This window comes from Pantoea sp. F_5, from assembly GCF_008631595.1.
Taxonomy (GTDB): domain Bacteria; phylum Pseudomonadota; class Gammaproteobacteria; order Enterobacterales; family Enterobacteriaceae; genus Pantoea; species Pantoea gossypiicola.
The window spans coordinates 184023-210327 of the sequence record NZ_VWUO01000008.1 but is presented as its reverse complement, the minus strand read 5'-3'; the positions used below and the strand labels follow the sequence as shown (position 1 = coordinate 210327).

The window sequence follows — 26305 nt, the reverse complement described above, 5'->3', positions numbered from 1 at the left end:
CATTAATGCGATGCGCCGCTTCTCACTGCTGCAGCGCCGGACGATAGCCGTTCCGGCGCTGCAGCAGGCTATTCACCTGCCTTATTCATAATCTCGCTCATCATCGGGTTGTTCCAGCACGGTATAGGCCACGCTGCAGAAGAGGGAATTCAGGCGCTTCATGTCGCCGAGTAAACCGAGGTGCAGCGAGCTGGTTTCAATGCTCTGCACATTCTGCTGATGCAGGCGATCAACATGGGCGTGAGAGTAGCGACGAATCATCAGACGGAAGCGATGTTTCGCGCGGCGCAGACGTCTGGCGCTGGTGACATCGTGCGACAGAAACACCGACAGGCTCATTCTGAGGTTGGCGATCAACAGTTCCTGTAGCCCCTCCAGTTCCTTTAATCCTTCGGCAGAAAATGCACGGCCCGCTGCAAGCGACTTGTCAGCGACATCGCCGCTCATTCGCTCAATAATGTCACCGGCCTGCTCCAGATTCAGCGACATTTCAATGATTTCACCCCAGCGGCGCGAATCCTCTTCCGGCAAATCCTCTTTGGGCATCCGCGCCAGATAGAGTTTGATGGCGGTATAGAGCACATCGACATCATCATCCAGCCGCCGCACCGTGCGCTCCTCGCGGGATTCACCATGCACGACTTTATTAAACGCTTCCAGCATCTGTTCCAGCACGTCACCCATGCGCAGCGCTTCGCGGGCAGCATTCACCAACGCCAGCGCCGGGGTATCCAGCGCGCTGCGATCGAGGTGCTTTGGCTTGAGCTGCAGCGCGTTGTCGACGTCGTCGGCAATGAGTCGACGGCAGAAGCGCGCCATCAGGTCAGCAAACGGCACCATCGCCACGCAGCGGATCAGGTTGTAGAAGACGTGGAAGAAGATCACCAGCTCTTCATCGTTGACCGGCAGCTTATCGAGCCAGGTCGCCACGATATCGACAAAGGGCAGGATCAGGACGCAGCCAATGAACTTGAACAGCAGGCTGCCGAGCGCTACGCGCTTACCGGCGGCATTCGAGCCGCTGGCGTTAATCATCGCCAGCAGACCGCTGCCGAGATTGGCACCAATGACCAGACAGAGCGCGACCTTGAACGAAATCACGCCTGTGGCGGTGAGCGTTGCGGTAATCAGCACCGCGGCCAGACTGGAGTAACTGATAATGGCAAACACGGCGCCCAGTAGCGCATCGAGCATCACGTCGCCCGTCAGACTGGAGAAGAGTACCTGCACACCCGCGGCCTGAGTAATCGGACGCGCCGCTTCGACAATCAGTTGCAAGGCCAGCAGGATCAGGCCCAGGCCAATACTGGCGCGGCCTAATTGACCGGCGCGGGTCTGCTTGCGGCTGAGGAAGAACACCACGCCAAAGAAGATAAACAGCGGTGAGAGCCAGGAGAGATCAAAGGTCAGGATACGGGCCATGATAGCGGTACCGACATCCGCGCCCAGAATCACCACCAGTGCGGGCGTCAGGCTGACCAGATTCTGCGCCACAAAAGAGGTGACCAGCAACGTCGTGGCATTACTGCTCTGCACCAGCGTAGTCACGCCGATACCCGCCAGAAACGCCATCGGTTTTTTTTCGATGCTGCGGCTCAGCACGCGGCGCAGATCGGCACCGTAGACCCGCATGATGCCGGTTCGCACGATATGCGTGCCCCAGACCAGCAGGGCCACTGCAGAAAGTAAATTAAGCAGGGTTAACACGGGGTATCGCTCCTCGTTTGTCAGGCTTCAAACAGCACAGACTGCCAGCCTGACAGCGAGAGCAATCTGTGAAGGGGATTGCCGTGCGATGCGTAATTTTTTCCTGTGTTTTAAGCCACCTGGCGCAAAGTCGACAGCTCTAATTGTAGACCAATCTTCCTGCCAGCGGGATGCAAATCCGCCGCCGATCGGTTAAGCACATCGACCGAAAGTTCCACGTCATGCGCCCGGATACGGTAGCGGATGACGTTGCCCAGCAGGCTGTGGCTGAGGATTTCCGCAGGAATACCCTGGCCCGGCGCGGTTAACAGCATTGATTCCGGGCGAATAGCCACCTGGTTATGGAAAGGCTGGCCGGTCAGCCGCGTCGCCTGCTCGGCACTCAGCAGGTTGTAATTGCCAATAAATCCGGCGGCGAAAAGATCAACTGGCTGGGTATAGAGCGCTTCTGCATCGCCGTTCTGCACGATTTTGCCCCGGTTCATCAGCACGATGCGGTCGGAGAGCGTCAGCGCCTCCTCCTGATCGTGGGTGACGAACAGGGTGGTGAGATTCAGCTCACGCTGGATGCGCCGGATTTGATCGCGCAGATGGCGACGGATACGTGCATCCAGCGCCGACAGCGGCTCATCCAGCAGCAGCAGCCGTGGACGCGTGACCAGTGAACGCGCCAGCGCCACGCGCTGACACTGGCCGCCTGACAGCTGATGCGGATAACGGCGCGCATAGTCACTGAGTTCCACCAGTTCCAGCACCTCCCGCACCCGCTGGCGGATCTGTGCCTCGGGCAGCTTCTGCATCTTCAGGCCAAACGCGACGTTCTTCTCCACCGTCATATTGGGAAACAGCGCATAGCTCTGGAACACCATGCCGATGGCGCGCTTCTGCGGGGCCAGCGGCACGATATCCTTGCCCTCCAGCCTGATTTCACCGCTGTCGACGCCGGTTAATCCCGCCAGACAGCGCAGCAGTGTTGATTTGCCGCAGCCGCTGGGGCCGAGCAGGGTCACAAATTCCCCTTCAGCAGCGCTGAAATCAATCTGCTCAAAAATCGGCGTCGGTCCATAGGACTTGTTCAGCTCTCTGACCTCAAGGTAACTCATATTCAGCCTCGTTCGGGATTCAGGGCATTAGCCAGCCAGGTGACCAGCAGCACCACAAAGAAACAGGAGATCACCAGCGCGCTGGTGAAGTGACCGCTGCCGTTACGCATGTTGAAGAGGTAAACCTGCAGGGTTTCATAACGGTTGCCGACCAGCAGGTTAGCGAAGACAAATTCGCCAATCAGAAAGGAGAACGAGAGCAGCACGGCAATCAACATCCCTTTGCTCAGGTTAGGCAGCACCACCCACAGCGCCGCCTGCCAGGTGCTGGCACCCAGCAGTTGTGCAGCATCAATCAGCTCTTTAAGGTTGATTGCCTGCATATTGTTCGCCAGTGCACGATAGATAAAAGGCAGTGCGATAGTGAAATAGCAGCCGATTAAGATCCACGGCGTGCCGGTCAGCATCAGCGGTGACGAAGAGTAGAGCTGGAGCAATCCCACGGATGACACCACCGGCGGTACGGCAAAAGGCATCAGAATCAGGATGTTCATCACCGAATCGAGTCGGGGAAAATAGTAAGCGATTACAAACATGGCAGGCAGCACCAGCACCAGCGAGAAGAGCAGCGCACCAAAGCAAATCAGCAGCGAATGACCCAGTGCCGTCAGAAAACGTGGATCGCTCCAGAGCTGGATGAACCACTTCAGGCTATAGCCCTGCGGCAGAATGGTATTACTCCAGTCGGACGAGATTGCATAGAGCAGTGTAGCCAGCAACGGCAGCGCCAGCAGGGTAAAAAGTAACCCAACCATGATCCGGTGATAGAGGTGCTCAGCACGTGACATGACGGCTCCTTTCATGGCTGTTTCGCATTGAGATAGCTGCGGCGCACCAGATACTGCTGCACCAGGGTGATGAGCGCCATAATCGTCACCAGCAGCATCGCCAGCGCGCTGCCGGTGTTGGGATCGAGCGAAATATCACCGGAGACCAGCGCGGCGATGCGTACCGGCACCACGTTAAAATTACCGGTGGTCAGAGCATAAATCGTGGCGTAAGCGCCCAGCGCATTCGCCAGCAGGATCACAAAAGTTCCGAGCAGCGCCGGGAACAGAATCGGCAGACCGATATGCCACCCGTAGCGCCAGCGGCTGGCACCCAGTAGCGCTGCGGACTCCTGCCACTCCTTTTTCAGCCCGTCGAACGCCGGATAGAGCAGCAATACGCCCAGCGGGATCTGGAACCAGGTGTAAACCAGCACCATGCCGTTGCGCGAGAAGAGTCTGAAGTTCTCAATCACACCATAATGGCGCAGCAGCAGCGTCAGACAGCCGTTCAGCCCCAGCAGAATCACAAAGGCAAACGCCAGCGGAACACCGGCAAAGTTGCTGGTCATGTTGGTAAAAGAGATAAGGAAGCGCTGGAGTCGTCCGCCGCCGAGCTGATGCAGCGAATAGCCGGTGACCAGCGCAATCAGCAGTCCCCAGACGCTGGACCAGAGCGAGATATCCAGTGAGAAGCGAAATGCCTGCTGGTAGAAAGGCGAGGTGAGAATGTCCTGATAGTTATCCCAGCCCCACTGGCTGTTCATCTCACTCCAGAAGCTGTTGATGGCGATCCACAGCAGCGGTGCCAGCTGAAAGGCGACCCAGAACAGGGCAAACGGCAGCAGCAGCAGCAGGGCAAAGCCTTTTCTCCTCATCTCTGTGGCTCCGCCAGCAGTCCGCGGCAGACCGGTTTGTCATGCGGCACCTCAAGCAGTTCGCACAGGGTGCCGCACAGATCGGTCTGCTGCGGTGCCAGATCAGGCTGCAGCGAGAAGGCCCGGCCAAAGACAAACAGCGGCACCGTGGTCTCCTCAGGCAGAATGCCGCCATGGGAGCGATCGTCATTCATACCGTGATCGGCGGTCACCATCACCTGATAGCCCTCGGCCAGCCACAGCGGCATCCACTGCGACAGCAGGCCGTCGGCGATGCGTGCCCGGTTGCGGTACTGCGGTGAGGAGAGCCCCGATTTATGACCGGCGTCGTCGATGTTCATCGGGTGGATCAGCAGGAAGTCGGGATCGTGACGCAGCCGCAGGCTCTCTGCGTCTTCAAACAGATGCGAATCGGGATAGCTGTCGTCAGAGTAAAAATGACCATACTGAATCGGCAGTTCCGGTGCGTCCGTATGCCGATCGCGCGCCGGAACAAACGGGGTTCGGTTATAAAGTTCACTCACCCAGTGGTAGGCCGCCGCCGCGGTGGTCAGGCCCGCGGCACGGGCAAAGTGAAAGATGCTGCGCTCGCGACTTAACCGGCTGACGCCATTGTGAATAATGCCGCTTCTGACCGGCGGGACGCCGGTCAGGATGCACTCATAAAGCGGCCGCGACAGCGACGGCAGTTCACAGGTCAGACGATAATAAAAACCGTTGCCCTGCGAACATTCGGCATGCAGATAACCCATTGCATGTTGTGCGACCTGATTGCTCAGCCCATCCAGCACCACCAGGATAGTCTTCATTTCCTCTCCCCGCCGCAGGTTACTGCTGCATGTTGATGATGACGTTTTCCTGCCACAGGCGCGGCAGCATTTTTGACGATTTATCCCAGGCGGCCTGATCTTTAACCGGACGGGCATTTTTATACTCTGACTGCGGCAGCAGGCGAGCCTGAACATCGGCAGGCAGCGTCAGATGCTCGGCACGAATCGGACGGGCATAGCCCTTCGCCAGGTTAATCTGACCCTGGTCTGAGAAGATATATTCGCGCGTCAGTTTTGCCGCGGCAGGATGTTTCGCATATTTGTTGATGAGGGTGGTGTAACCGGAAGTCACAGAACCGTCAGAGGGGATCACCACTTCGTAGCGGCTTTTATCAATCTGGTCACGGTAGTTAAGGGCGTTAAAGTCCCACACCACTGACATCTGCACTTCGCCTTTTTCGATGTTGGCGATCACCGGATCGGTCACGCCAAGACGCCCCTGTTTTGCCAGGTCAGCAAAGAATGCCAGCGCCGGTTTCAGGTTCTTCTCGTCGCCGCCTAATGCGTAGTTTGCCGCCAGCACACCGTTGGCTGCCTGAGCTGCCACGCCGACATCACCGATAGTAACCACATACTTACCTTTTTTCAGATCGGCCCAGCTGTGGGGGATATCCTTAACCTGCTGCTTGTCGATCAGGAAAGCGATGGTGCCGGTATAGGCCAGCGCCCAGTGACCCTCTTTATCTTTGGCCCAGGCCGGGATCTGATCCCAGTGGGTCGGTTTATACGGCTGCGTCAGCCCTTTCGCCACGGCGATGGGGCCAAAGGCCGCGCCGACGTCGCCGATGTCAGCGCTGGCGTTATCTTTCTCCGCATCAAATTTCGCCAGCTCCTGCGCCGATGACATATCGGTGTCGCTGTGCTTAAGGCCATATTTGCTGTTGAGATCGCTCCAGGTCTCCTTCCAGTTGGCCCAGCTGTCCGGCATCCCGACGCTGTTGACCTGGCCTTCACTGCGCGCCGCTTTTTCCAGCGCGGCGAGGTCGTTATCGGCGGCCTGCGCGACGGGCAGGGTGAGCACTACAGCACTGGCTACTACAGAGGCGATAAACGCTTTCATCTCAGTTGCTCCGGGTGTAAGTTGAGGGGCCTGACTGGTCTAGTCCAGCAAGAACCGAGCCAATGTAGCCCCTCTATATGAACGATTTATGACAAGGCGGCGCGGTGCGGGGAAGGGACGACAAAAGACGCGGCCCGTTCGCCCACCTCAGGCGCGTTTACCTGAACAGTAAGAGTGCGAAGTCGCACCAAAATGAGGCTACTGTTGTGGAGTCGATAGCACTCAAAACGGCGGATGCGATTGCCAGCGCGCTGCTGACGCGCATCCAGGCGGGGGAGTTCAGCGGCGGACGACTGCCGGCAGAACGTGCCTTAAGCGAGGCGTTCAGCACCACCCGGATTACCCTGCGGGAAGCGCTGGGCAAGCTGGAAGCCCAGGGGATGATCTACCGGGAACTGCGTCGCGGCTGGTTTATCGCGCCACCACGTCTGATTTACAATCCGCTGCATCACAGCCACTTTCATGCCATGGCGAGGGAGCAGGGACGGCAGGCGACCACGGAGGTGATCGCTGCTGAGCAGGTTGCGGCGCACGACAGCGTAGCGACTGCGCTGCGTCTGGCTCCAGGTTCGTCGGTTTACTGTATTCGCCGCCTGCGCCGCATTGATGGGCGCGCGGTGCTCTATGTAGAACACTACCTCAATCCGCGTTTTTTCCCTGGCCTGCTTGATGAAGATCTGACCCGCTCCCTGACCGATCTCTATGACCAGCGCTACGGTATTCGCTACGGCGGCGCGCGCTTCACAATTCTGCCCGGCCCGTTACCGGAGGTGGCTGCACCCACGCTCAATGTGGCACCGGGCAGTCCCGGTCTGCTGATCACCCGTATCAACCGCAATCAGCTAAAAGAGGTGATTGATTGCGACTGTGAATACTGGCGGTACGACGCGCTCTGTGTGGATGTTGAGGCTTAGGGTTATTGTGATTTGCATCACACTCACGCATGATATCGCGCGCTGATAACCCCTTTTTAAAGGCGCAACATGAGTGACAAAAATCCTTTTGCCCGCCACCTTGCAACGGTACTGCAATGGGTGCTGAATCTGGGTCTGCTGAGTCTGGCGATCATCCTGATCGTCTTTTTAGGCAAAGAGACTATTCATCTGGCAAACGTCCTGTTTAATACCGGCGAGCAGGCTTCTTCTTACCTGCTGATTGAGGGAATTGTTATCTATTTCCTCTACTTCGAATTTATTGCCCTGATTGTTAAGTACTTTCAGTCGGGCTATCACTTTCCCCTGCGCTACTTCGTCTATATCGGTATCACGGCCATTATCCGCCTGATTATCGTCGACCATAAAAATCCCTTCGATACCCTCTGCTACTCAGCGGCGATCCTGATTCTGGTGGTCACACTGTGGCTGGCCAACAGTAACCGGCTGAAACGCGAATAATCCACCTGCCGTCTGACACGACGGCAGGTGTTCGCATCGCCGCTCTGCGCTAAACTAGCGACCTGAAAATTATCGGGAGTGGTGCCATGCCGCAAGACGCACTCAGCTTATTACGTTCGCTCAACTGGCTTTCTCCGTCGCAGGCTACCCTTACGCCACCCTTGCTCGACTGGCTGATGGAGGAGGATTCGATGACGCGCCGTTTTGAACAGCACTGTCAGCGGGTCACGGTTCAGCCGCTACGTGAAGGCTTTATCGACGCCAGCGAGTTGGGTGAGGAAAGGGCGTTGTTACCAGACGATGAACGCTTCTGGCTGCGCGAAGTGCTGCTATCCGGCGACGATCAGCCCTGGCTGGCTGGCCGCACGCTTGTGCCGGAAAGTACCCTTAACGGGCCAGAGGCGATGCTGCAACAACTCGGTACTCGTCCTCTTGGGCGCTATCTTTTTTCGTCGTCGACGCTGACCCGCGATTTTATTGAGCCGGGGCAGGTGGAGGGATTATGGGGACGGCGTTCCCGCCTGCGTCTCTCTGGCAAACCGCTACTGCTGACTGAACTGTTTTTACCGGCATCGCCGCTCTATCGCGATCTGGTCTGAGGATTTTGTGGTGCAAACGAGCTTAAGTATGAATAAATGGCGGGCCTACGCTCGCCTGATGCGTATCGACAAACCGATTGGGACGCTGCTGCTGATGTGGCCCACGCTCTGGGCATTATGGCTGGCTGACATGGCGATGCCGCCGCTGCCGGTGCTGGTGGTATTCGTTGCCGGGGTATTTGTCATGCGCGCGGCCGGTTGTGTGATCAATGACTACGCCGACCGCAAAGTTGATGGTCATGTGGAGCGTACGAAGCACCGGCCACTGGCCAGCGGCGCGGTGAGTGCCAAAGAGGCGAAGCTGCTGTTCGTGATCCTGGCGCTGGTGGCTTTTGCGCTGGTGCTGACCATGAACCTGATGACGATTATGCTCTCGGTTGTGGGGCTGGCGCTGGCCTGGGTTTATCCGTTTATGAAGCGCTACACTCACCTGCCGCAGGTCGTACTGGGGGCCGCGTTTGGCTGGGCGATTCCGATGGCATGGTCCGCAGTTAGTGAGTCCTTACCTCTGGTCTGCTGGCTGGTGTTTATTGCCAACATCTGCTGGACGGTTGCTTATGATACGCAGTATGCGATGGTTGATCGGGACGATGACCTCAAGATTGGCGTAAAGTCGACGGCGATTTTATTTGGTCGTTTCGACAAGCTGATCATCGGGTTGCTGCAACTGGCAACCCTGCTGCTGATGGCGCTGGTGGGCATGATGCTGCATCTGAACGGTGCCTTCTACTGGACGTTGCTGCTGGCGGCTGCGCTGTTTGTTTATCAGCAGAAGCTGATCGCCGGACGCGAGCGCCAGCCCTGTTTCCAGGCTTTTCTGAATAACAATTATGTCGGGATGGTGCTGTTCCTCGGCGTACTGATGAATACGCCGCCGTTCACTCAGCTGTTCTGACTGGAAAGGCAGCCTGTCATAGCGGGAAGACCGCGCCTGCACAGGGGACAGGGCCAGATCGGAAAGACGCAAAAGCTGTCATCCATGACGGCTCGGCCCGCGCCATCCCTGGCGCGGGACGCTTTCCTCTTCTGTCCCTGTCCCCTGCGCGTCAGGTTCTTCGTTGCTGTAAGAAGCCTGCCAGACAGCCCTGTGCGACATAAAAAAGGCGACCCTAAGGTCGCCTTTTTTGCTTTACGCGGGTATCAGTCGTGCGCGACAGCCGTTTCAATGGTCATCCGGACATCGCTGGTCACCAGGTCAGCCAGGATATGCCAGGTGGCCTGGGTCTGGGCCACATCCGCATCTCCGCTGTCGCTGATGTAGCCTTCATCACGCAGCGTCAGTACCAGTGAGGTAAAGACCGCTTTGTCGAAGAACTCCGGCGCATTGATCCCGTGCAGTACCGACAGACGCTGAGCCAGCGTCCGGCTCTCTTTCTCCAGCGTGCCGCGGTTAATCGTCGGCTTGGCGCTGAGAATCGAGAAGGTAATGGCATAACGCTGTAGCGTTTCACGCACACCGGCAGCCAGCAGTTGCAGCGTGCGGTAGCGCGCTGCGGTAAAGCGCAACTCACCGGCTTCGACGGTAATCAGGCCCTGACGCGCCAGCTCCTGACTGATGTCAGTCAGCAGTTGTGGCAGCTCATCGGTCTGCCAGCGCAGGAACAGTTCGCTCTTCAGCATCGGATAGATCAGGCTCACCTGACGCAGCAGTTCCGCTTCGCTCAGCGTCTGATGCTGCTGAACAATGGCGGCAATCAGCGACGGCATTACCAGCATGTGATGAATGTTGTTGCGGTAATAGGTCATCAGCACCGCCTGCTCACGCGGCAGAATGATGATGTCGCCAATACTGTCCTTTTCACTCTCAAACTTATTCATACCCATGGCGTGATCCAGCAGCGCTTCTGCTGAGAGATCGGGTACGGTTGCGTTAGGTGAATAAGGCACATTGCGCAGCAGCTGGGTGTAGCACTCCAGTTGTTCTATCAGCTGTTCGCGGGTAAGTGAGCGCTGACGTGAGGCAAGCAGGGCCGTGACACAGAGGTTCATGGCGTTAGCCGCGCCCGCTTCATTGATACGTACCATCAGGCTGGCCGCGATATCATTTACCGTCGGTGTTAACCAGCTCGGACGCTGCGGCTCAATCGGATCGATCGCGTCGCGCCATTCCGGTACCCGCTTGTTAAGATAGTTGACCAGCGGCAGCGGTTCGCCAAAGTTAACGTAACCCTGACCGAGGTTACGCAGCTTGCGCAAGCCACGCACCATCTGCATGAAGCCCTCTTTCTCTTTCGCCGCGCCGCGCAGTTCTTTGGCGTACGTACCCACTTCCATCACGTGCTCGTAGCCGATGTAGATCGGCACCAGCGTGATCGGGCGATTACCGCCGCGCAGCATCGCCTGCAATGTCATGGCTAAGGTGCCGGTTTTCGGATCCAGCAGGCGACCGGTACGAGAACGACCACCCTCGACAAAGTACTCAACCGAATAGCCGCGGGTAAACAGCTCACCAAGATATTCGCGGAACACCGTGGCGTACAGCTTGTTGCCTTTAAAGGTGCGACGGATAAAGAAGGCACCCAGACGACGGAAGATCGGACCGGCTGGCCAGAAGTTAAGGTTGATACCGGCAGCAATGTGTGGCGGTACCAGCCCCTGATGATAGAGCACGTAGGAGAGCAGCAGATAATCCATGTGGCTGCGGTGGCAGGGCACGTAGACAATCTCATGTCCATCCTGCGCCAGCTGGCGCACTTTTTCGCCGCCATTGACGTTGATGCCCTGATAGAGACGGCTCCAGAGCCAGCCCATCACGCGGTCGGTAACGCGAATCGCTTCATAGGAGAAGTTCGCCGCAATCTCTTCCATCATCTCGACGGCATTCTGCTGCGCTTTCTCATGGGAGATTTTTTTGCTGCGCGCCTCATCTTCTACTGCTTTTTCAATCGCTTTGGATTGCAGCAGACGATTAAACAGATCCTGACGGGCCGGTAAACGCGGGCCAATCGCAGCCAGCCGCTGACGGGCAAAATGGATACGCGCGACGCGGGCCAGCTTCTGCGCGATCGACTTATCTGTCCCATGTTCCGTGGCCATACGCCGCAGAGAGACGGTCGGCGAGAAGCGGACAAAGCTGTCGCGCCCATGCCAGATGACCGCAAAGAACTTCTGCACGCCGTTCAGCACCCGCAGGTGTGGTGTGGCTTCGCCCTGAACTTCACGTCCCGGTGCACGACCAAACATCACGGTGACGGGAAGCATCTGAATATCCAGCGTGGGATTATTGCGATGCAGGTCCAGGTAATCGTGGAAAATTTTCACCGATTCCACGCTGGGTACAAAATAGGGGAAGACGCGCGGGCCATCGTGGATAAAGACGTGGCGAGGCAGCAGGGAACCATCAATCTCCAGTGGAGAGAGCGGATCGGGCAGATGATGCCGCAGACACTGCGCGCGCAAAGTCAGTAAGTCAGCCTTCGAATCGTAAGGCAAAACATACATAATAGGTCGGGTCGGATCCAGACCATGTTCAGACACGGGATCGGCCGGAATGGCCTTACTCTTTACCAGAAACGAGAGTGGTAAATTAAGCAATTTATAATAAAGTTTACGCCAACCTGACATAGACAACATGAAGCCTCTTGTTAGCAAAGCGCCGCAAGCATACCAGAAAGTGCAGCGAAGATCTGTGGTGGTGCCAAATGCACGCAGCCCAGACATTGACGTCAATCCGATAAAAGGGTTCCCACACATGGCAAATAATGCCACCGGACTTATCAGAATAGTAAAAGCCGCAGGTTACTCCTGGCAGGGGCTGCGTGCCGCGTGGCAACATGAAGCGGCGTTTCGTCAGGAAGCCCTGGCTGCGCTGGCGGCGATCATTATCGCCTGCTGGCTGGATGTCGATGTGATCTCGCGCATCCTGATGATTGGGTCGGTGGTGCTGGTGGTCATCGTCGAAATCCTCAATAGCGCCATTGAAGCGGTGGTCGATCGCATCGGTCAGGAGCATCATCCGCTGGCAGGCCGGGCCAAAGATATGGGCTCTGCGGCGGTACTGATCAGCATCTTACTGGCACTGTTTGTCTGGATCGCGCTGCTCTGGACACATTTGCGATAAGCGTTCCATATCGCGCCAGAAGCCGCGTTTTGCCTGACAATCGGTTTCCATTTCGCCAATACCTGTATATACTCACAGCGACTGTATAAACAACCAGGGGGCGGGATGAAAGCATTAACCAGCAGGCAGCAGCAGGTCTATGACCTGATTCGCGACCATATTTCTTCAACAGGCATGCCGCCTACGCGCGCAGAGATTGCTGCACAACTGGGCTTCCGCTCACCGAATGCGGCAGAAGAGCACCTGAAAGCGCTGGCGCGTAAAGGCGTCATCGAGATCGTTTCCGGTGCATCGCGCGGCATTCGTCTGCTAATGGAAGAAGAAGCCTCAGAAGGCATACCGTTGATTGGCCGGGTTGCTGCCGGTGAGCCGATCATGGCGCAGGAACATATCGAAACCCACTATAAAGTGGATCCGGGCCTGTTTAAGCCGTCTGCTGACTTCCTGCTGCGCGTCAGCGGAATGTCGATGAAAGATATCGGGATTATGGATGGCGACCTGCTCGCGGTACATAAAACCCAGGATGTGCGCAACGGCCAGGTTGTCGTTGCCCGCATTGATGATGAAGTCACCGTTAAGCGCTGGAAAAAGCAGGGTGCTATCGTGCATCTGCTGCCTGAAAACAGCGACTTCGACCCGATTGTTGTCGATACCCGTGCACAGTCCCTGACCATCGAAGGTCTGGCGGTTGGCGTGGTACGCAACGGCGAGTGGCTCTGATTTGAGGCCGGCGTGCATTCGCCTTTACTGATGCTATTCTGTCTGCCCTAATTTTGTCGCTGCCTGTTTTGCGCAGCGACACCGAGCACGGAACGGCGAATGCGCTTTATTACGGCAACCGATAAAAACCTCTGGCGGCTTGCGCTGCCGATGATCCTTTCAAATATCACTGTTCCCTTACTGGGGGTGGTCGATACTGCAGTCATTGGTCATCTCGACAGCCCCGTCTATCTTGGCGGGGTTGCGGTCGGGACCACGGTGACCAGCTTCCTCTTTATGCTGCTGCTTTTCCTTCGAATGAGTACAACTGGCCTGACGGCACAGGCGTTTGGTGCGGGCGATAAAACCGCGCTGGCACGCGCGCTGACTCAGCCGCTGATTATTGCGCTGCTGGCAGGTGTACTGTTCATCGCTTTACGTTATCCGATTATTCAGCTGGCGACCCATCTGGTTGGCGGTAATCCCGCGGTACTGGAACAGGCGGCGCTGTTTATTCAGATTCGCTGGCTCAGTGCGCCTGCTACGCTGGCAAATCTGGTCATTCTGGGCTGGCTGCTGGGCGTGCAATATGCGCGCGCGCCGGTGATCCTGCTGGTGGTGGGCAATCTGGTTAATATTGTGCTCGATCTCTGGCTGGTGATGGGGCTGCACTGGGGTGTCGCGGGTGCGGCAACCGCCACGGCGCTGGCGGAGTATATTACACTGGGTGTCGGCAGCATCATGGTCTGGCGGGTCCTGAAGCTGCGCGGTATTCCCCTGAGCCTGCTGAAGCAGAGCTGGCGCGGAGACAGCGGCCGGCTGCTGCGGCTGAACCGGGATATCATGCTGCGCTCATTGATGCTGCAACTCTGTTTTGCCTCGCTGACCGTGCTGGGCGCGCGGCTGGGCCCGGATGTGGTGGCGGTCAACGCGGTATTGCTGATGTTCATTACGTTCACGGCCTATGCGCTGGATGGCTTTGCCTACGCGGTTGAAGCGTTTGCTGGCGAGGCGCATGGTGCAAAAGATGGCGGCAAACTGCTGCGCGTCTGGCACTCTGCCTGTCGACAGGCAGTTGTGGTGGCGCTGTTCTTCTCGCTGATCTATGCCATTGCTGGCCCGCAGATTGTTACCCTGTTGACCTCTCTTCCTTCGCTGCAACAGAGTGCTGACCGCTATCTGGTCTGGCAGATCGTTATGCCGCTGATCGGCGTCTGGTGTTATCTGCTGGATGGGATGTTTATCGGCGCAACGCGTGGACGTGAGATGCGTAACAGCATGGTGATGGCAGCAGCAGGCTACTTTCTGACGCTGCTGAGCGTACCGGCGCTGGGCAATCACGGACTGTGGCTGGCGGTAACGGTTTTCCTGGCGCTGCGCGGTCTGTCACTGTGGCTCATCTGGCGCAGGCACTGGCGTCAGAACAGCTGGTTTGATGCCTGATGCTGTAGAGGTGGATACAGACTATTCTGTATTATTCCAGGGTTTTGAAAATTGCTACTATAATTAACTTTATCCGGCGCAGTTAACCAGCGCTTTGTATTGTTATTTTGTAAAGTAGCAAGATAATCATTAAACCCTGAGGATTGGAGGTCTGCCAAGAATAAAGACGAAGCGAGCGGCAACTGGAAGCAGTTCAAAGGTAAAATGAAAGAGAAATGGGGCAAGCTGACCGACGATGACATGCAGGTTATCGAAGGTAAACGCGATCAGCTGGTCGGTAAAATCCAGGAACGTTATGGCTATGCGAAAGATGAAGCAGAGCGTGAAGTGACGAACTGGGAAGGCGAGAACAAAGACCATCGCTGGTAATGCAGCGGTGAGCAGTTAATACGTTCCGGTGCGGCTGCACCGGAATCACGCAATGATATGCCGGTTATCCGCGTTTTCCCCGCTTTTTACCCTCATCCTGATGATCGTGATCGCAGCTTTCATGGCGCGTACAGGCTTCAACCGCAGCACAATTTTCACATAAGCCATGGGCTTCAATGACGCTATGGCGTAAAGCGAACTGCGCTTCACCTGCCAGCGTTGCGATAATCTTCTCCACACCCTGCGCCTGTTTCTCCGTTACCGCAGCACAGCGGTCGCAGACCAGCATCACCGACGTATGGGCTGGTGCGTCAAAGTGGTGACACATGACGTAGCTGTTGTTGGACTCCACCCGATGAATGAAACCCTGCTCGAGCAGGAAATCCAGCGCACGATAGACCGTGGGCGGCTTAGCCTGCGGTTCGCTGATGCGGAGCTGATCCAGCAGATCGTAAGCGCTGATTGAACCAGGCTGTTCGGCCATCAGGCGCAATACCTCAGCACGCTGCGAAGTCAGACGTACACCGCGCTGCAGGCACATTTTTTCAGCCTGAATCAAAATTTGCTGCGACGTCATGTTTGTCATGAAAAATTCTCCGCTGGATAAGTGATGTTATTTTATCACACATAGTTTTGCGGCGCTGATGTTCGTTTTTGCCTGATAAAACAGCATTATTTGCCTGATAAAGCAGCATTTTAAGAATTTCGGCCGCTATCTATCTCAAATATGACGAGAAATCAGATCCATTCTCAATCGACCTGAAGCGGAATTTGTTGGCATTTTGCTTTGCATCTCACTGTGTTAAGAAGTAATGTTCAGAAAGACTTAAGAAAAGTCTGGCATTATTTGAAATACCGCGACGCAGTTTGAACAATTACAACGGTTTTTTGATTGGAAACGTCCAATCCTTTGAATTAAGACACTGTTTCCTTTGAATTCACAGCAATAACGCGTTAGCCAGAGTTCACAATAGGGCTAACAAACTATTCAGTCGTTGAATGTTTCAATGACAATTTCTCAGGTGATGGCAGGCAAATGGTGAAAAAATCCGCTCAACGTTCAGCGCTGAAATATTCCGCTGCAGCGACCGCGCTTTTCCTTTCTTCTTCCGCCATGGCGGCAGGGACCTGGTATGATGCACGTAATGACGCCATGGGCGGTACCGGCGTAGCATCTTCTGTTTATGGCTCAGCAGTGCTGGTGAACCCGGCATTAATGACGCGTGCTAAGTCTGACGATAACGTCAGCATTATTCTTCCCTCGGCAGGTATTCAGGTTACTGACAAAGATAAGCTGATCGATAAAGTCGATGATATTACGGACACCGTAGATCGCTATCGTGACGTAATTGGTAACCTGACTTTTGCAGATTATCTGCGTGGCTATCCTGAACTGCGCGCTGCCTCCGGCGATGTTGCTGACAAGCTAAGCGATCTGCGCGGTAACAAGGCGGACGGCAGTGCAGGCGTGGCCGTGGCCGTTACGATCCCCAATGAGACTCTGCCTTTTGCATTTGTTACCAAAGCCTACGGTACGGCGCACGTCCGTGCCAACGTGGTCCAGGGTGATATCGACTACCTGCGCGGTGTCGCTAATGGAACGGTGCTGCCAAGTCCAGGCGATCAAAATAACCTTCGTTCCAGTGCGAATGGCTTAGCGGCATTGACCATTGATTATGGTGTGGCGGTGGCGCATGAGTTCACCATCGCTGGTCAGCCGGTCTCGGTGGGCGTGACGCCGAAAGTGCAGAAAACCTCGCTCTATAACTACACTGCCAGCATCTATAACTACGACAAGAACGACATCAACAATAGCCAGTATCGCAGCACCGACACCGGCTTTAACGTTGATGCCGGTCTGGCGACCACCTTTGCTGAAAACTGGACGCTGGGGGTGACCGGACAGAACCTGGTTTCGCGCGATCTGCAGACCAAAGAGGTCAACGGGTTCCGCGATACCTATCAGATTCGCCCGCTGGTCACCACCGGCCTGTCCTGGGATAAAGGTCCATTTACCGTGACCGGCGATGTGGATCTGACGGAAACCAAACGCTTCAAAACGCAGGATAACAGCCAGTATGCGGCAGTAGGCGCGGAATACCGCGTGCTTGACTGGCTGCAGCTGCGTGCCGGTTATCGTGCGGACATGCGGTCTAATGACGAAAATGTTGCCACCGCAGGTTTTGGTCTGTCACCGTTTAACAAAGCTGTCCATCTGGATCTGGCCGGCTCTGTAGGCGCTAACAACACCTGGGGCGCGATGATGCAGCTGGGCTTTAACTTCTAAATACGTTATTCAGGCTGTTCGGGGGCGGGCGATGCACTATCGCCCGCCCTTGTGTTATCCTTGCACAGAATTCCATCACCCTTAATTACCGGATTGTCTGCGCTTCATGTCTAATTTCTCTTCGCAACGTTTCTCTGTCGCCCCTATGCTCGACTGGACCGATCGCCACTGTCGCTATTTTCATCGTCAGCTCACCGGTGACACGCTGCTCTACACCGAAATGGTGACCACGGGCGCGATCATTCATGGCAAAGGGGATTACCTGGCTTATAGCGAGGCTGAGCATCCGGTCGCGTTGCAGCTTGGTGGTAGCGATCCGGCGGCGCTGGCGCAGTGTGCGAAGCTGGCAGAGCAGCGCGGCTACGATGAAGTAAATCTGAACGTCGGCTGTCCTTCGGATCGGGTTCAGAATGGCCGTTTCGGTGCCTGCCTGATGGCCGAGGCGAATCTGGTCGCGGATGCGATTAAAGCGATGCGTGACGTGGTGTCGATTCCGGTCACGGTGAAAACCCGCATCGGGATTGATGAGCTGGACAGCTATGAATTTCTGACCGACTTTATCGGCACGGTGGCAGGTCGCGGTGAGTGCGAGACATTTATTATCCATGCGCGAAAAGCCTGGCTCTCCGGCCTTAGCCCCAAGGAGAACCGCGAAATTCCACCGCTGGATTATCCCCGCGTCTGGCAGCTGAAACGCGATTTTCCGCATCTCACGATCGCGCTTAATGGTGGCGTAAAAACGCTGGAAGAGGCACAGACCCACCTGCAGCACCTGGACGGTGTGATGATGGGACGCGAAGCCTATCAAAATCCGGGCATTCTGGCGCAGGTCGATCAGACGCTGTTTGGTCGTCAGCACCCCGCGGCTAACCCGGTGGAGGTGGTACGCGCCATGTATCCCTATATTGAAGCGGAGCTGGCGAAGGGCACGTATCTGGGACACGTCACTCGCCATATGCTGGGACTGTTCCAGGGGATCCCGGGTGCACGCCAGTGGCGACGTCACCTGAGTGAAAACGCCCATAAACCGGGTGCCGATGTTCGCGTACTGGAAGCGGCGCTGGCGCTGGTGGCGGATAAGATCCCACAGGAAGTCTGATTTCTGACCTGAACAAGAAAGCCAGCTTTTGAAGCTGGTTTTTTTACGCCAGAATATGGTTTTTCTCACCAGGTCGCTACGCCTTTTTTAAGCCTTATCAGTATAAAATCAATACGTTATCGATTGGCACGCTTTTTGTAATAGCTATAACAACTGATTTCAATAGGAGCGCTGACGTGGAAATTTTATTCGTATTGGGGTTTTTCCTGATGCTGTTGCTGACCGGCGTTTCACTGCTGGGCGTGCTGGCGGCACTGGTGGTCGCAACCCTCGTGATGTTTGTCGGTGGACTGTTTGCACTTGTTATCAAAGTGTTGCCGTGGCTGGTGCTGGCGGTTATCGCTGTATGGCTGCATCGTGCCTTTTTTGGCGATAGCGATGCGCGAGCGCGTCGTAAGCTGAGACGTAAGATCAGCAGGTTAGACCGTAAAGGCTGGCGTTAAATGCGGTGACGATCACAGTGTGAGAGATTGTTCGGCGCTGATCTGCAATTAAACATATTTTTTACTTATGTTTTCTGGCAGGATGCCTGTCGTCAAATCGATGTGCCATCGACTCGACATGAATTCATCGCCGCTGTCCCTACACCAGCGCGAACAAAAAATAAAAAAAAGAAGAGGGCTTCCCGGGGGAAGCCCTTTTTGTTGCTGACGGGGCGCTGACGGTTACGGGATTAACAGGCAGGATCCCTGCGTGGCGCGGCTCTCCAGCATCTGGTGCGCTCTACTGGCCTCTTTCAGCGCAAACTTCTGCTGCTCCGGCACATCAACCTTGATCGCGCCGCTCGCCAGCAGGGAGAACAGCTCGGCACTGGCGGTTTCCAGCTCCTGGCGATTGGTGATATAGCCAAACAGGGAAGGTCGGGTTACAAACAACGAGCCTTTCTTATTCAGAATGCCCAGATCGATGCCGGTCACCGGACCGGAAGCATTACCAAAACTGACCATCAGGCCATGACGACGCAGCGAATCCAGCGATGCTTCCCAGGTGTCTTTACCCACGGAGTCATACACCACGCCCACTTTTTTCCCTTCCGTCAGTTCGCTGACGCGCTGTGCAATGTTCTCTTCGCGATAATTAATGGTGGCCCATGCTCCAGCATTTTTTGCCATCGTGGCTTTTTCCGCTGAACCCACGGTGCCGATCAAATGCGCACCCAGCGCTTTTGCCCACTGACAGGCAATTAATCCGACGCCGCCCGCCGCAGCATGAAACAGGAAGGTCTCACCAGCGCTGATTTTATAGGTCTGACGCAGCAGATATTGTGTGGTCAGCCCTTTCAGATAGCTTGCTGCACCCTGCTCAAAGCTGATCGCCTCCGGAAGATGCATCAGACGGTCTTCCGCTACGTTGTGCACCTCACTATAAGCCCCCATCGACGCCAGACAGTAGACTACGCGATCGCCGGGTTTAAACAGCGTCACACCACGGCCAACCCGCGACACCACACCCGCCGCTTCCGTCCCCAGGCCAGAGGGAAAAGCGGCAACCGGATAGAGCCCGCTGCGAACATAGGTATCGATGTAATTAATCCCGATAGCGCGATGCTCGACCTGCACTTCATGTTCAGCCGGGTCAGCAGGTTCAAAATCTGTCCACGCTAAGACGTCCGGGCCGCCATGCGCGCTGAACTGAATATGCTTTGCCATTCTGACTCCTGTGATTGTTTCATCATGAGGGTGAGGCGCGCACCCTAACTAAGGTATACTTGCGCGTCCCCACAGAAGATCGGTAATGCATTCACTATGGCAGGAAATAAACCCACCAACAAATCGAACGAAACGCAGGATCGCCAGCTCGCAGGCGTGAAAATGCCCCCGCATTCTCTGGAAGCGGAGCAGTCGGTGCTCGGTGGGTTAATGCTGGATAACGAGCGCTGGGATAACGTCTCTGAGCGCGTCGTCGCGAATGATTTTTTCAACCGCTCGCATCGACTGATTTTTTCCGAGATGCAGCGGCTGCTGGAAAACAGCAAGCCTATTGACCTGATTACGCTCTCCGAATCGCTGGAAACCCGGGGCGAACTGGAGATGGCAGGCGGCTTCGCCTATCTGGCTGAGCTGGCAAAAAACACCCCGAGTGCAGCAAACATCGGTGCTTATGCTGACATCGTGCGTGAACGTGCGGTGGTGCGTGAGATGATCTCTGTCGCCAACCAGATTGCCGATGCCGGTTATGATCCGCAGGGACGTAACAGCGAAGAGCTGCTCGACTTTGCGGAGTCGAACGTCTTTAAAATCGCTGAAGCGCGCGCGGATAAAGATGCTGGCCCGAAAAACATTGAGCAGATTCTGGAATCGACCGTTTCCCGTATCGAATCGCTCTATCAGACCCCGCACGATGGTGTCACCGGGGTCGATACCGGCTATCAGGATCTGAATAAAAAGACCGCGGGCCTGCAGGGTTCTGACCTGATTATTGTTGCCGCACGTCCGTCGATGGGTAAAACCACCTTTGCGATGAACCTGTGCGAAAACGCCGCCATGCTGCAGGAGAAGCCGGTGCTGATCTTCAGTCTGGAGATGCCCAGCGAGCAGATCATGATGCGTATGCTGGCGTCACTTTCCCGCGTCGATCAGACCCGCATCCGAACCGGACAGCTGGATGATGAAGACTGGGCGCGTATCTCCGGCACCATGGGCATCCTGCTGGAGAAGAAGAACATGTACATTGATGACTCTTCCGGCCTGACCCCCACTGAAGTGCGTTCGCGTGCCCGACGTATCTACCGTGAAAACGGTGGCTTAAGTTTGATTATGATCGACTACCTGCAGCTGATGCGCGTGCCGTCATTGTCTGACAACCGTACGCTGGAGATTGCTGAGATCTCCCGCTCGCTGAAAGCGCTGGCTAAAGAGCTGAATGTACCGGTGGTGGCGCTGTCGCAGCTTAACCGCTCACTGGAACAGCGTGCTGACAAGCGTCCGGTCAACTCGGATCTGCGCGAATCAGGCTCGATCGAGCAGGATGCGGATTTGATCATGTTTATCTATCGCGATGAGGTTTACCACGAGAACAGCGATCTGAAAGGGATCGCCGAGATCATCCTGGGTAAACAGCGTAACGGCCCCATCGGTACGGTACGCCTGACCTTTAACGGTCAGTGGTCGCGCTTTGATAACTACGCTGGCCCGCAATACGACGACGAATAATCTCTGCTTTGTGCTGTCATGCACGATCTGTGCATGACAGCCCCCATCATCAGAAAATAGTGTTGGACAACCTCTCGGGTTATCGGGTTATCTGTAACAAAGCGACGCCCATTACGCTGTGGAAACGGAATGACTCACGTAGACGATTACGACCTTAAAATCCTGACTTTATTACAATCTAACGGCCGGCTGACCAATCAGGAACTCAGCGATCTGGTCGGCCTTTCTGCCTCTCAATGTTCCCGCCGCCGTATCAATCTGGAACAGGCTAACCTCATCCTGGGTTATCACGCCCGGCTGTCACCCGATGCCATCGGGCTTGGCATGGTGGGATTGATTGAGGTACGCCTGATTAACCACACCGCGGAATATGTTGAGAGCTTTCACCGGATGGTGGAGCAGGAGCAGGCGATCGTCGATGCCTATAAAACTACGGGTGATGCAGACTATCTCCTCAAAGTGGCGGTGGCCGATCTCAACTCCCTCAGTGCGTTAATCAGCCAGTTAGTTGCCGGACACCAGAGCGTTTCTCATGTGAAAACCTCAGTGGTACTGGGACGAATGAAAGAGAACGGGCTGATGATGATTCCCGGAGAGAAGACGCGCTAAAAGGATGCGCGCTGTGCGATTTTGGTGCACACTGGCGGCAGTTAATGCGAATAACGCGCATCGTAATAGAGCTTAACGCATAGATTAACGGTATAAGCCGGAATTTATGCATAAAGTTATCTTTCAAAGCGCCTTAGATATCAATGGGATATCGCTGGCATCCGCTTTACAGCCCTTCAGTGCTGTGACGATGGTGCGTTTTTTGCATCGGAACCGCATCATTTGCACTGAGAAAACCCCCATGGATAACATTGCAGAACCCACCCGCGTCCCGCATTCGCGCATTGAAGATGCGCTGGCGATGGTGCTCGGCACACTGATGGTCTCGTTCGGCGTCATTATGCTGAAACAGGCCGGTGCGCTGACTGGCAGCACCGCAGGTATCGCTTTTCTGATCAGCTATCTCTCGACGCTCTCGTTCGGCAGCGCATTCTTCCTGATCAATATCCCGTTTTACTGGCTGGCGGTAAAACGCATGGGCTGGGAATTTACCCTGAAAACCTTCTGCGCCGTCGGGCTGGTGTCGCTGTTCACCCATCTGCACCCGCTGTTTGTCCACTTTTCTGACCTTAACCCCTTCTATGCGACACTGTTCGGTAACGTCATCATGGGAATCGGGTTTATAGTGTTATTTCGACATAAGGCGAGCCTGGGCGGCATCAATATTCTGGCGCTGTGGCTACAGGATCGCTTCGGGATCCGCGCGGGTAAACTGCAGATGGCAGTCGATACCTGCGTCGTGCTGGCGTCACTGTTTGTGGTGAGTGGCCCCATCCTGCTCGCGTCGATTGCGGGTGCGGTGATCCTGAACCTGATTATTGCAATGAACCACCGTCCGGGACGCTATCGGGTTTAAATCGCCTTTTACCTCTGGACCAATCATGGAGACCTACACCGTGTTTCAAAACGTTGATGCCTATGCTGGCGATCCGATTCTGTCGTTGATGGAAGCGTTCAAACAAGACCCACGCGAACACAAAGTTAACCTGAGCATCGGGCTTTATTACAACGAGCAGAACATTATCCCGCAGCTAAAGGCCGTGGCGGCTGCTGAAGAGCAGCTCTATGCTGAGCCGCATCAGGCATCGCTTTATCTGCCAATGGAAGGGCTGAACAGCTACCGTAGTGCGATTGCCCCGCTGCTATTTGGTGCCGATCATCCGGTGTTAAAGGCGGGCCGTATTGCGTCGATTCAGACCCTTGGCGGTTCTGGCGCGCTGAAAGTCGGCGCGGATTTCCTGAAGCGCTACTTCCCGCAGTCTGCCGTATGGGTCAGCGATCCGACCTGGGAAAACCACATCGCAATTTTTAACGGTGCAGGTTTAGAGGTAAACACCTATCCCTGGTATGACGCAGAGACTCACGGTGTGCGGTTTGATGCCTTTATCAGCACCCTGAAAACTCTGCCCGCGCAGAGCATCGTGTTGCTGCATCCCTGCTGTCATAACCCGACCGGCGCTGACCTGACGGATGCGCAGTGGGATCAGACCGTTGAGGTGCTGAAAGCACAGCAGCTGATTCCTTTCCTGGACATCGCCTATCAGGGCTTTGGTGCCGGTATGGAGCAGGATGCGTATGCGCTGCGCGCGGTCGCGGCAGCGGGCCTGCCTGCGCTGGTCAGCAACTCCTTCTCCAAAATCTTCTCGCTCTATGGCGAGCGCGTAGGCGGTCTTTCTATCGTCTGCGACAGTGCCGAAGAGTCAGCACGTGTGCTGGGCCAGTTAAAAGCCACCGTTCGCCGTAACTACTCCAGCCCGCCGAATTTCGGTGCACAGGTTGTCGCACGCGTCCTCAACGACGAGGCGCTGAAGGCCAGCTGGCTGGCTGAAGTAGAGGCGATGCGTCTGCGCATTCTTGCGATGCGCCAGTCGCTGGTGGACGTACTGAGCACCGCGCTGCCAGGTAAAAACTTCGACTACCTGCTGAAGCAGCGCGGCATGTTCAGCTATACCGGCCTGAGTGCGCAGCAGGTTGATCGCCTGCGTAACGAATTTGGCATCTATCTGGTGGGCAGCGGTCGCATGTGTGTGGCCGGTCTGAACAGCAAAAATGTGCATCAGGTAGCGGAAGCGTTTGCCGCCGTGATGTAACAGCAGCAAGGCCGTAAATAAGACCGCCAGGGTTTTCTCTGGCGGTTTTTTTATGGGTCAGGGTTTACCTTTCGGCGACATGCTGCACACTTAAACGGGATAACCGTTTCAGGAATAAGCTATGTGGCATCAACAAACTATAACGCTGAGTGCGAAGTCGCGCGGATTTCATCTGGTCACCGATGAAGTCGTTAATTCGCTTTCCGGACTACGTGATATCAAAACCGGACTGCTGCATCTGCTGTTGCAGCACACTTCGGCGTCGTTAACCTTAAACGAGAATTGCGACCCGACGGTGCGTAGCGACATGGAGCAGCATTTCATGCGGCACGTGCCGGAGAATGCGCCTTATCAGCACGACTATGAAGGACGTGATGATATGCCCGCGCACATCAAATCATCGACCTTAGGGGTTTCGTTGTTATTACCGGTTCAGCGGGGACGTCTGGTGCTGGGCACCTGGCAGGGTATCTGGCTGGGCGAGCATCGCATTGATGGCGGTGCCAGGCGGATTGTCGCCACTTTACAAGGGGAGTCGTAATGAATAACTCAGACTTACTGACCTATTGCATGAGCAAGCCGGGCGCGGAGCAGAGCGTCCACAATGACTGGAAGGCTACCCAGATTAAAAGTCACGGCGTGCTGTTTGCGATGGTGCACGAGGTAAAAGGGCGGCCCGCCGTCTCGCTGAAATCGACGCCAGCGCTGGCGGAATTACTGCGCGAAGAGCACAGCGATATTATTCCCAGCGAGCATCTGAATAAGTCTCACTGGAGCACGCTGTTCCTCGACGGTTCGCTGAAAGATTCGCAGATCTACTATCTGGTCGATGCCTCATACCAGCAGGCGGCGGCTGCCCGTTAAACGGCAATAAAAAACCCTCTTACCTGAGCAGGAGGGTTTCAGATCAAGCAGTTTACGCGGCAGACTGATCGCGCAGCGTATTGATATCGATAACAAAGCGATACTTCACATCGCTTTTCAGCATGCGCTCATAGGCTTCGTTGATCTGGTCCATCGCAATCAGCTCAATGTCTGACGTAATCCCGTGCTCGCCACAGAAATCGAGCATCTCCTGGGTTTCCGCGATGCCGCCAATCAGTGAACCGGCGATGCTGCGACGTTTAAAGATCAGGTTGAAGACCTGGGGTGCCGGATGATCGTGCTCCGGTGCGCCCACCAGCGTCATGTTGCCATCCAGTTTCAACAGGGTGATGAACGGATTGAGATCGTGCTGAGCCGCCACGGTGTTCAGGATGAAGTCAAAGCTGTTCGCGTGCTGCGCCATCTGCTCTGCATCTTTGGAGATCACCACTTCATCGGCACCCAGACGTTTGCCATCTTCAATTTTGGATGGTGAAGTGGTGAACAGCACCACATGCGCGCCCATGGCGTGCGCAATTTTTACCCCCATATGGCCCAGGCCGCCTAAGCCTACGATCCCCACTTTCTTGCCTGGACCGACATTCCAGTGACGCAGCGGCGAATAGGTGGTGATACCGGCACACAGCAGCGGTGCAACGCCCGCCAGCTCCAGGTTCTCAGGAATCCGCAGCACAAAGCTCTCATCAACTACCATCGACGTTGAGTAACCGCCGTAGGTAATAGCGCCGGTTTCGCGATCTTCGCCGTTATAGGTGCCGACAAAGCCGTTTTCGCAATACTGCTCCAGACCCTGCTGACAGCTCGGACAGCTGCGGCACGAATCGACCATGCAGCCGACGCCAACCAGATCGCCGACTTTGTATTTCTGCGTTTGTGGACCAACAGCCGTCACGCGACCCACAATTTCATGACCCGGAACCACGGGGAAAATGGTGTTTTTCCACTCATTACGGGCCTGATGCAGGTCTGAGTGGCAAACGCCACAGAACAGCACCTCAAGCTGAACGTCATGGGCGCGCAGCTCACGCGGCTTAAAATCGAACGGTGCCAGTTTGGATTTTGCATCCTGAGCAGCATACGCATGCGTAATATTCATGGTGTCTCCAGTTTCGATGTGTCGTGAGTGTTTTTTGATGATGTGCAGCAGCGTGGATGTGCTGCGAAAACAGGGCGACGCCAGGGGCGTGCCAAAGAGGAACCGCTTAAGGATAGTCAGCGTGGGGAAAAGCGTATATGCCTATACATGTCTGAATCTTGCCTGATTCTGCATTTTT

Annotated in this window: 26 protein-coding genes and 1 pseudogene; 17 read left to right on the top strand and 10 right to left on the bottom strand. The window is 55.7% G+C overall.

Annotation, left to right across the window (positions count from 1 at the left end):
- Window positions 1–81: 81 nt before the first annotated feature.
- The 6 genes from F3I44_RS13045 to F3I44_RS13020 form a co-directional block, all read right to left on the bottom strand.
- Window positions 82–1707 carry a Na/Pi cotransporter family protein gene (locus F3I44_RS13045; protein WP_150012061.1) on the bottom strand — a complete coding sequence of 542 codons (1626 nt, stop codon included), beginning with the start codon at window positions 1705–1707 and terminating at the stop codon, window positions 82–84.
- A gap of 110 nt (window positions 1708–1817) precedes the next feature.
- The gene (locus F3I44_RS13040; protein WP_150012059.1) at window positions 1818–2810 is read right to left on the bottom strand and encodes an ABC transporter ATP-binding protein; all 993 of its coding nucleotides are present in this window, start codon (window positions 2808–2810) and stop codon (window positions 1818–1820) included.
- A gap of 2 nt (window positions 2811–2812) precedes the next feature.
- Window positions 2813–3598 (bottom strand): ABC transporter permease, encoded by a 786-nt coding sequence (locus F3I44_RS13035; protein ID WP_150012057.1) that lies wholly within the window; start codon window positions 3596–3598, stop codon window positions 2813–2815.
- 11 nt (window positions 3599–3609) lie between these two features.
- Window positions 3610–4455, bottom strand: a complete 846-nt coding sequence (locus F3I44_RS13030) for an ABC transporter permease subunit (protein WP_150012055.1) — start codon at window positions 4453–4455, stop codon at window positions 3610–3612.
- Window positions 4452–5264, bottom strand: coding sequence for an alkaline phosphatase family protein (locus F3I44_RS13025; protein WP_046101007.1), 813 nt, complete (start codon window positions 5262–5264; stop codon window positions 4452–4454). The genes F3I44_RS13030 and F3I44_RS13025 overlap by 4 nt, the downstream gene beginning before the upstream one ends.
- A gap of 19 nt (window positions 5265–5283) precedes the next feature.
- Window positions 5284–6345: an ABC transporter substrate-binding protein gene (locus F3I44_RS13020; protein ID WP_150012053.1), complete on the bottom strand. Its 1062-nt coding sequence runs from the start codon at window positions 6343–6345 to the stop codon at window positions 5284–5286.
- 206 nt (window positions 6346–6551) lie between these two features.
- On the opposite strand from F3I44_RS13020, the gene F3I44_RS13015 reads away from it, so the two are divergent.
- The 4 genes from F3I44_RS13015 to ubiA all read left to right on the top strand — a co-directional run bounded on the left by F3I44_RS13015 (window position 6552) and on the right by ubiA (window position 9233).
- Window positions 6552–7259, top strand: a complete 708-nt coding sequence (locus F3I44_RS13015) for a UTRA domain-containing protein (RefSeq protein ID WP_190285940.1) — start codon at window positions 6552–6554, stop codon at window positions 7257–7259.
- A 69-nt stretch (window positions 7260–7328) separates the two neighbouring features.
- Entirely contained in the window at window positions 7329–7739 is a 411-nt protein-coding gene (psiE, locus tag F3I44_RS13010) for a phosphate-starvation-inducible protein PsiE (protein WP_110331192.1), read from the top strand.
- An 86-nt stretch (window positions 7740–7825) separates the two neighbouring features.
- Window positions 7826–8338 carry a chorismate lyase gene (gene ubiC / locus F3I44_RS13005; RefSeq protein ID WP_150012051.1) on the top strand — a complete coding sequence of 171 codons (513 nt, stop codon included), beginning with the start codon at window positions 7826–7828 and terminating at the stop codon, window positions 8336–8338.
- A 28-nt stretch (window positions 8339–8366) separates the two neighbouring features.
- Window positions 8367–9233, top strand: a complete 867-nt coding sequence (gene ubiA, locus F3I44_RS13000; RefSeq protein WP_370452847.1) for a 4-hydroxybenzoate octaprenyltransferase — start codon at window positions 8367–8369, stop codon at window positions 9231–9233.
- A 245-nt stretch (window positions 9234–9478) separates the two neighbouring features.
- Here the strand turns inward: ubiA and plsB are convergent, their stop codons facing one another.
- Window positions 9479–11902 carry a glycerol-3-phosphate 1-O-acyltransferase PlsB gene (gene plsB, locus F3I44_RS12995; RefSeq protein WP_150012047.1) on the bottom strand — a complete coding sequence of 808 codons (2424 nt, stop codon included), beginning with the start codon at window positions 11900–11902 and terminating at the stop codon, window positions 9479–9481.
- Window positions 11903–12029: 127 nt separating this feature from the next.
- Here plsB and F3I44_RS12990 point away from each other — a divergent pair, with 127 nt between their 5' ends.
- From F3I44_RS12990 to F3I44_RS12975, 4 genes and pseudogenes are all read left to right on the top strand, one after another.
- Window positions 12030–12398, top strand: coding sequence for a diacylglycerol kinase (locus F3I44_RS12990; protein ID WP_150012045.1), 369 nt, complete (start codon window positions 12030–12032; stop codon window positions 12396–12398).
- Between the two features lie 105 nt (window positions 12399–12503).
- Window positions 12504–13118 (top strand): transcriptional repressor LexA, encoded by a 615-nt coding sequence (lexA, locus tag F3I44_RS12985; RefSeq protein ID WP_013359774.1) that lies wholly within the window; start codon window positions 12504–12506, stop codon window positions 13116–13118.
- Between the two features lie 99 nt (window positions 13119–13217).
- Entirely contained in the window at window positions 13218–14540 is a 1323-nt protein-coding gene (dinF, locus tag F3I44_RS12980; RefSeq protein ID WP_150012043.1) for an MATE family efflux transporter DinF, read from the top strand.
- Window positions 14541–14699: 159 nt separating this feature from the next.
- A pseudogene (locus F3I44_RS12975) lies at window positions 14700–14909 on the top strand (CsbD family protein); the annotation flags it as partial.
- 64 nt (window positions 14910–14973) lie between these two features.
- Here the strand turns inward: F3I44_RS12975 and zur are convergent.
- Window positions 14974–15495, bottom strand: a complete 522-nt coding sequence (gene zur, locus F3I44_RS12970) for a zinc uptake transcriptional repressor Zur (protein WP_150012039.1) — start codon at window positions 15493–15495, stop codon at window positions 14974–14976.
- 450 nt (window positions 15496–15945) lie between these two features.
- Between zur and F3I44_RS12965 the strand changes: the two genes are divergently transcribed.
- From F3I44_RS12965 to pspG, 3 genes are all read left to right on the top strand, one after another.
- Complete coding sequence (locus tag F3I44_RS12965) at window positions 15946–17196, top strand: conjugal transfer protein TraF (RefSeq protein ID WP_150012037.1); 1251 nt, start codon at window positions 15946–15948, stop codon at window positions 17194–17196.
- Window positions 17197–17302: 106 nt separating this feature from the next.
- The gene (dusA, locus tag F3I44_RS12960; RefSeq protein ID WP_150012035.1) at window positions 17303–18295 is read left to right on the top strand and encodes a tRNA dihydrouridine(20/20a) synthase DusA; all 993 of its coding nucleotides are present in this window, start codon (window positions 17303–17305) and stop codon (window positions 18293–18295) included.
- A 176-nt stretch (window positions 18296–18471) separates the two neighbouring features.
- A complete protein-coding gene (gene pspG / locus F3I44_RS12955) occupies window positions 18472–18738 on the top strand; it encodes an envelope stress response protein PspG (protein ID WP_150012033.1) in 267 nt (88 codons plus the stop codon).
- A 222-nt stretch (window positions 18739–18960) separates the two neighbouring features.
- Here pspG and F3I44_RS12950 read toward each other — a convergent pair whose 3' ends face one another.
- Complete coding sequence (locus F3I44_RS12950; RefSeq protein WP_150012031.1) at window positions 18961–19944, bottom strand: quinone oxidoreductase; 984 nt, start codon at window positions 19942–19944, stop codon at window positions 18961–18963.
- A gap of 96 nt (window positions 19945–20040) precedes the next feature.
- Here F3I44_RS12950 and dnaB point away from each other — a divergent pair, with 96 nt between their 5' ends.
- The 6 genes from dnaB (at window position 20041) to F3I44_RS12920 (ending at window position 25010) form a co-directional block, all read left to right on the top strand.
- Window positions 20041–21447: a replicative DNA helicase gene (gene dnaB, locus F3I44_RS12945; protein ID WP_098051787.1), complete on the top strand. Its 1407-nt coding sequence runs from the start codon at window positions 20041–20043 to the stop codon at window positions 21445–21447.
- Between the two features lie 129 nt (window positions 21448–21576).
- Window positions 21577–22056 (top strand): Lrp/AsnC family transcriptional regulator, encoded by a 480-nt coding sequence (locus tag F3I44_RS12940; RefSeq protein ID WP_003855753.1) that lies wholly within the window; start codon window positions 21577–21579, stop codon window positions 22054–22056.
- 241 nt (window positions 22057–22297) lie between these two features.
- Window positions 22298–22912 carry a YitT family protein gene (locus tag F3I44_RS12935; RefSeq protein WP_150012029.1) on the top strand — a complete coding sequence of 205 codons (615 nt, stop codon included), beginning with the start codon at window positions 22298–22300 and terminating at the stop codon, window positions 22910–22912.
- A gap of 40 nt (window positions 22913–22952) precedes the next feature.
- Window positions 22953–24146 (top strand): amino acid aminotransferase, encoded by a 1194-nt coding sequence (locus tag F3I44_RS12930; protein ID WP_150012093.1) that lies wholly within the window; start codon window positions 22953–22955, stop codon window positions 24144–24146.
- Between the two features lie 121 nt (window positions 24147–24267).
- Entirely contained in the window at window positions 24268–24687 is a 420-nt protein-coding gene (locus F3I44_RS12925) for a secondary thiamine-phosphate synthase enzyme YjbQ (RefSeq protein WP_013359785.1), read from the top strand.
- Complete coding sequence (locus F3I44_RS12920; RefSeq protein ID WP_150012027.1) at window positions 24687–25010, top strand: MmcQ/YjbR family DNA-binding protein; 324 nt, start codon at window positions 24687–24689, stop codon at window positions 25008–25010. The genes F3I44_RS12925 and F3I44_RS12920 overlap by 1 nt, the downstream gene beginning before the upstream one ends.
- 52 nt (window positions 25011–25062) lie before the next feature.
- Here the strand turns inward: F3I44_RS12920 and F3I44_RS12915 are convergent, their stop codons facing one another.
- Complete coding sequence (locus tag F3I44_RS12915; protein ID WP_135910413.1) at window positions 25063–26127, bottom strand: NAD(P)-dependent alcohol dehydrogenase; 1065 nt, start codon at window positions 26125–26127, stop codon at window positions 25063–25065.
- Window positions 26128–26305 lie beyond the last annotated feature (178 nt).

Excerpts from the sequence above, each read along its gene's own strand:
- F3I44_RS13040 (WP_150012059.1), bottom strand. The coding sequence starts at position 2,810 with ATGAGTTACCTTGAGGTCAGAGAGCTGAACAAGTCCTATGGACCGACG.
- F3I44_RS13035 (WP_150012057.1), bottom strand. The coding sequence starts at position 3,598 with ATGTCACGTGCTGAGCACCTCTATCACCGGATCATGGTTGGGTTACTT.
- F3I44_RS13030 (WP_150012055.1), bottom strand. The coding sequence starts at position 4,455 with ATGAGGAGAAAAGGCTTTGCCCTGCTGCTGCTGCTGCCGTTTGCCCTG.
- F3I44_RS13025 (WP_046101007.1), bottom strand. The coding sequence starts at position 5,264 with ATGAAGACTATCCTGGTGGTGCTGGATGGGCTGAGCAATCAGGTCGCA.
- F3I44_RS13020 (WP_150012053.1), bottom strand. The coding sequence starts at position 6,345 with ATGAAAGCGTTTATCGCCTCTGTAGTAGCCAGTGCTGTAGTGCTCACC.
- psiE (WP_110331192.1), top strand. The coding sequence starts at position 7,329 with ATGAGTGACAAAAATCCTTTTGCCCGCCACCTTGCAACGGTACTGCAA.
- ubiC (WP_150012051.1), top strand. The coding sequence starts at position 7,826 with ATGCCGCAAGACGCACTCAGCTTATTACGTTCGCTCAACTGGCTTTCT.
- ubiA (WP_370452847.1), top strand. The coding sequence starts at position 8,367 with ATGAATAAATGGCGGGCCTACGCTCGCCTGATGCGTATCGACAAACCG.
- plsB (WP_150012047.1), bottom strand. The coding sequence starts at position 11,902 with ATGTCAGGTTGGCGTAAACTTTATTATAAATTGCTTAATTTACCACTC.
- F3I44_RS12990 (WP_150012045.1), top strand. The coding sequence starts at position 12,030 with ATGGCAAATAATGCCACCGGACTTATCAGAATAGTAAAAGCCGCAGGT.
- lexA (WP_013359774.1), top strand. The coding sequence starts at position 12,504 with ATGAAAGCATTAACCAGCAGGCAGCAGCAGGTCTATGACCTGATTCGC.
- dinF (WP_150012043.1), top strand. The coding sequence starts at position 13,218 with ATGCGCTTTATTACGGCAACCGATAAAAACCTCTGGCGGCTTGCGCTG.
- zur (WP_150012039.1), bottom strand. The coding sequence starts at position 15,495 with ATGACAAACATGACGTCGCAGCAAATTTTGATTCAGGCTGAAAAAATG.
- F3I44_RS12965 (WP_150012037.1), top strand. The coding sequence starts at position 15,946 with ATGGTGAAAAAATCCGCTCAACGTTCAGCGCTGAAATATTCCGCTGCA.
- dusA (WP_150012035.1), top strand. The coding sequence starts at position 17,303 with ATGTCTAATTTCTCTTCGCAACGTTTCTCTGTCGCCCCTATGCTCGAC.
- F3I44_RS12950 (WP_150012031.1), bottom strand. The coding sequence starts at position 19,944 with ATGGCAAAGCATATTCAGTTCAGCGCGCATGGCGGCCCGGACGTCTTA.
- dnaB (WP_098051787.1), top strand. The coding sequence starts at position 20,041 with ATGGCAGGAAATAAACCCACCAACAAATCGAACGAAACGCAGGATCGC.
- F3I44_RS12940 (WP_003855753.1), top strand. The coding sequence starts at position 21,577 with ATGACTCACGTAGACGATTACGACCTTAAAATCCTGACTTTATTACAA.
- F3I44_RS12935 (WP_150012029.1), top strand. The coding sequence starts at position 22,298 with ATGGATAACATTGCAGAACCCACCCGCGTCCCGCATTCGCGCATTGAA.
- F3I44_RS12925 (WP_013359785.1), top strand. The coding sequence starts at position 24,268 with ATGTGGCATCAACAAACTATAACGCTGAGTGCGAAGTCGCGCGGATTT.
- F3I44_RS12920 (WP_150012027.1), top strand. The coding sequence starts at position 24,687 with ATGAATAACTCAGACTTACTGACCTATTGCATGAGCAAGCCGGGCGCG.
- F3I44_RS12915 (WP_135910413.1), bottom strand. The coding sequence starts at position 26,127 with ATGAATATTACGCATGCGTATGCTGCTCAGGATGCAAAATCCAAACTG.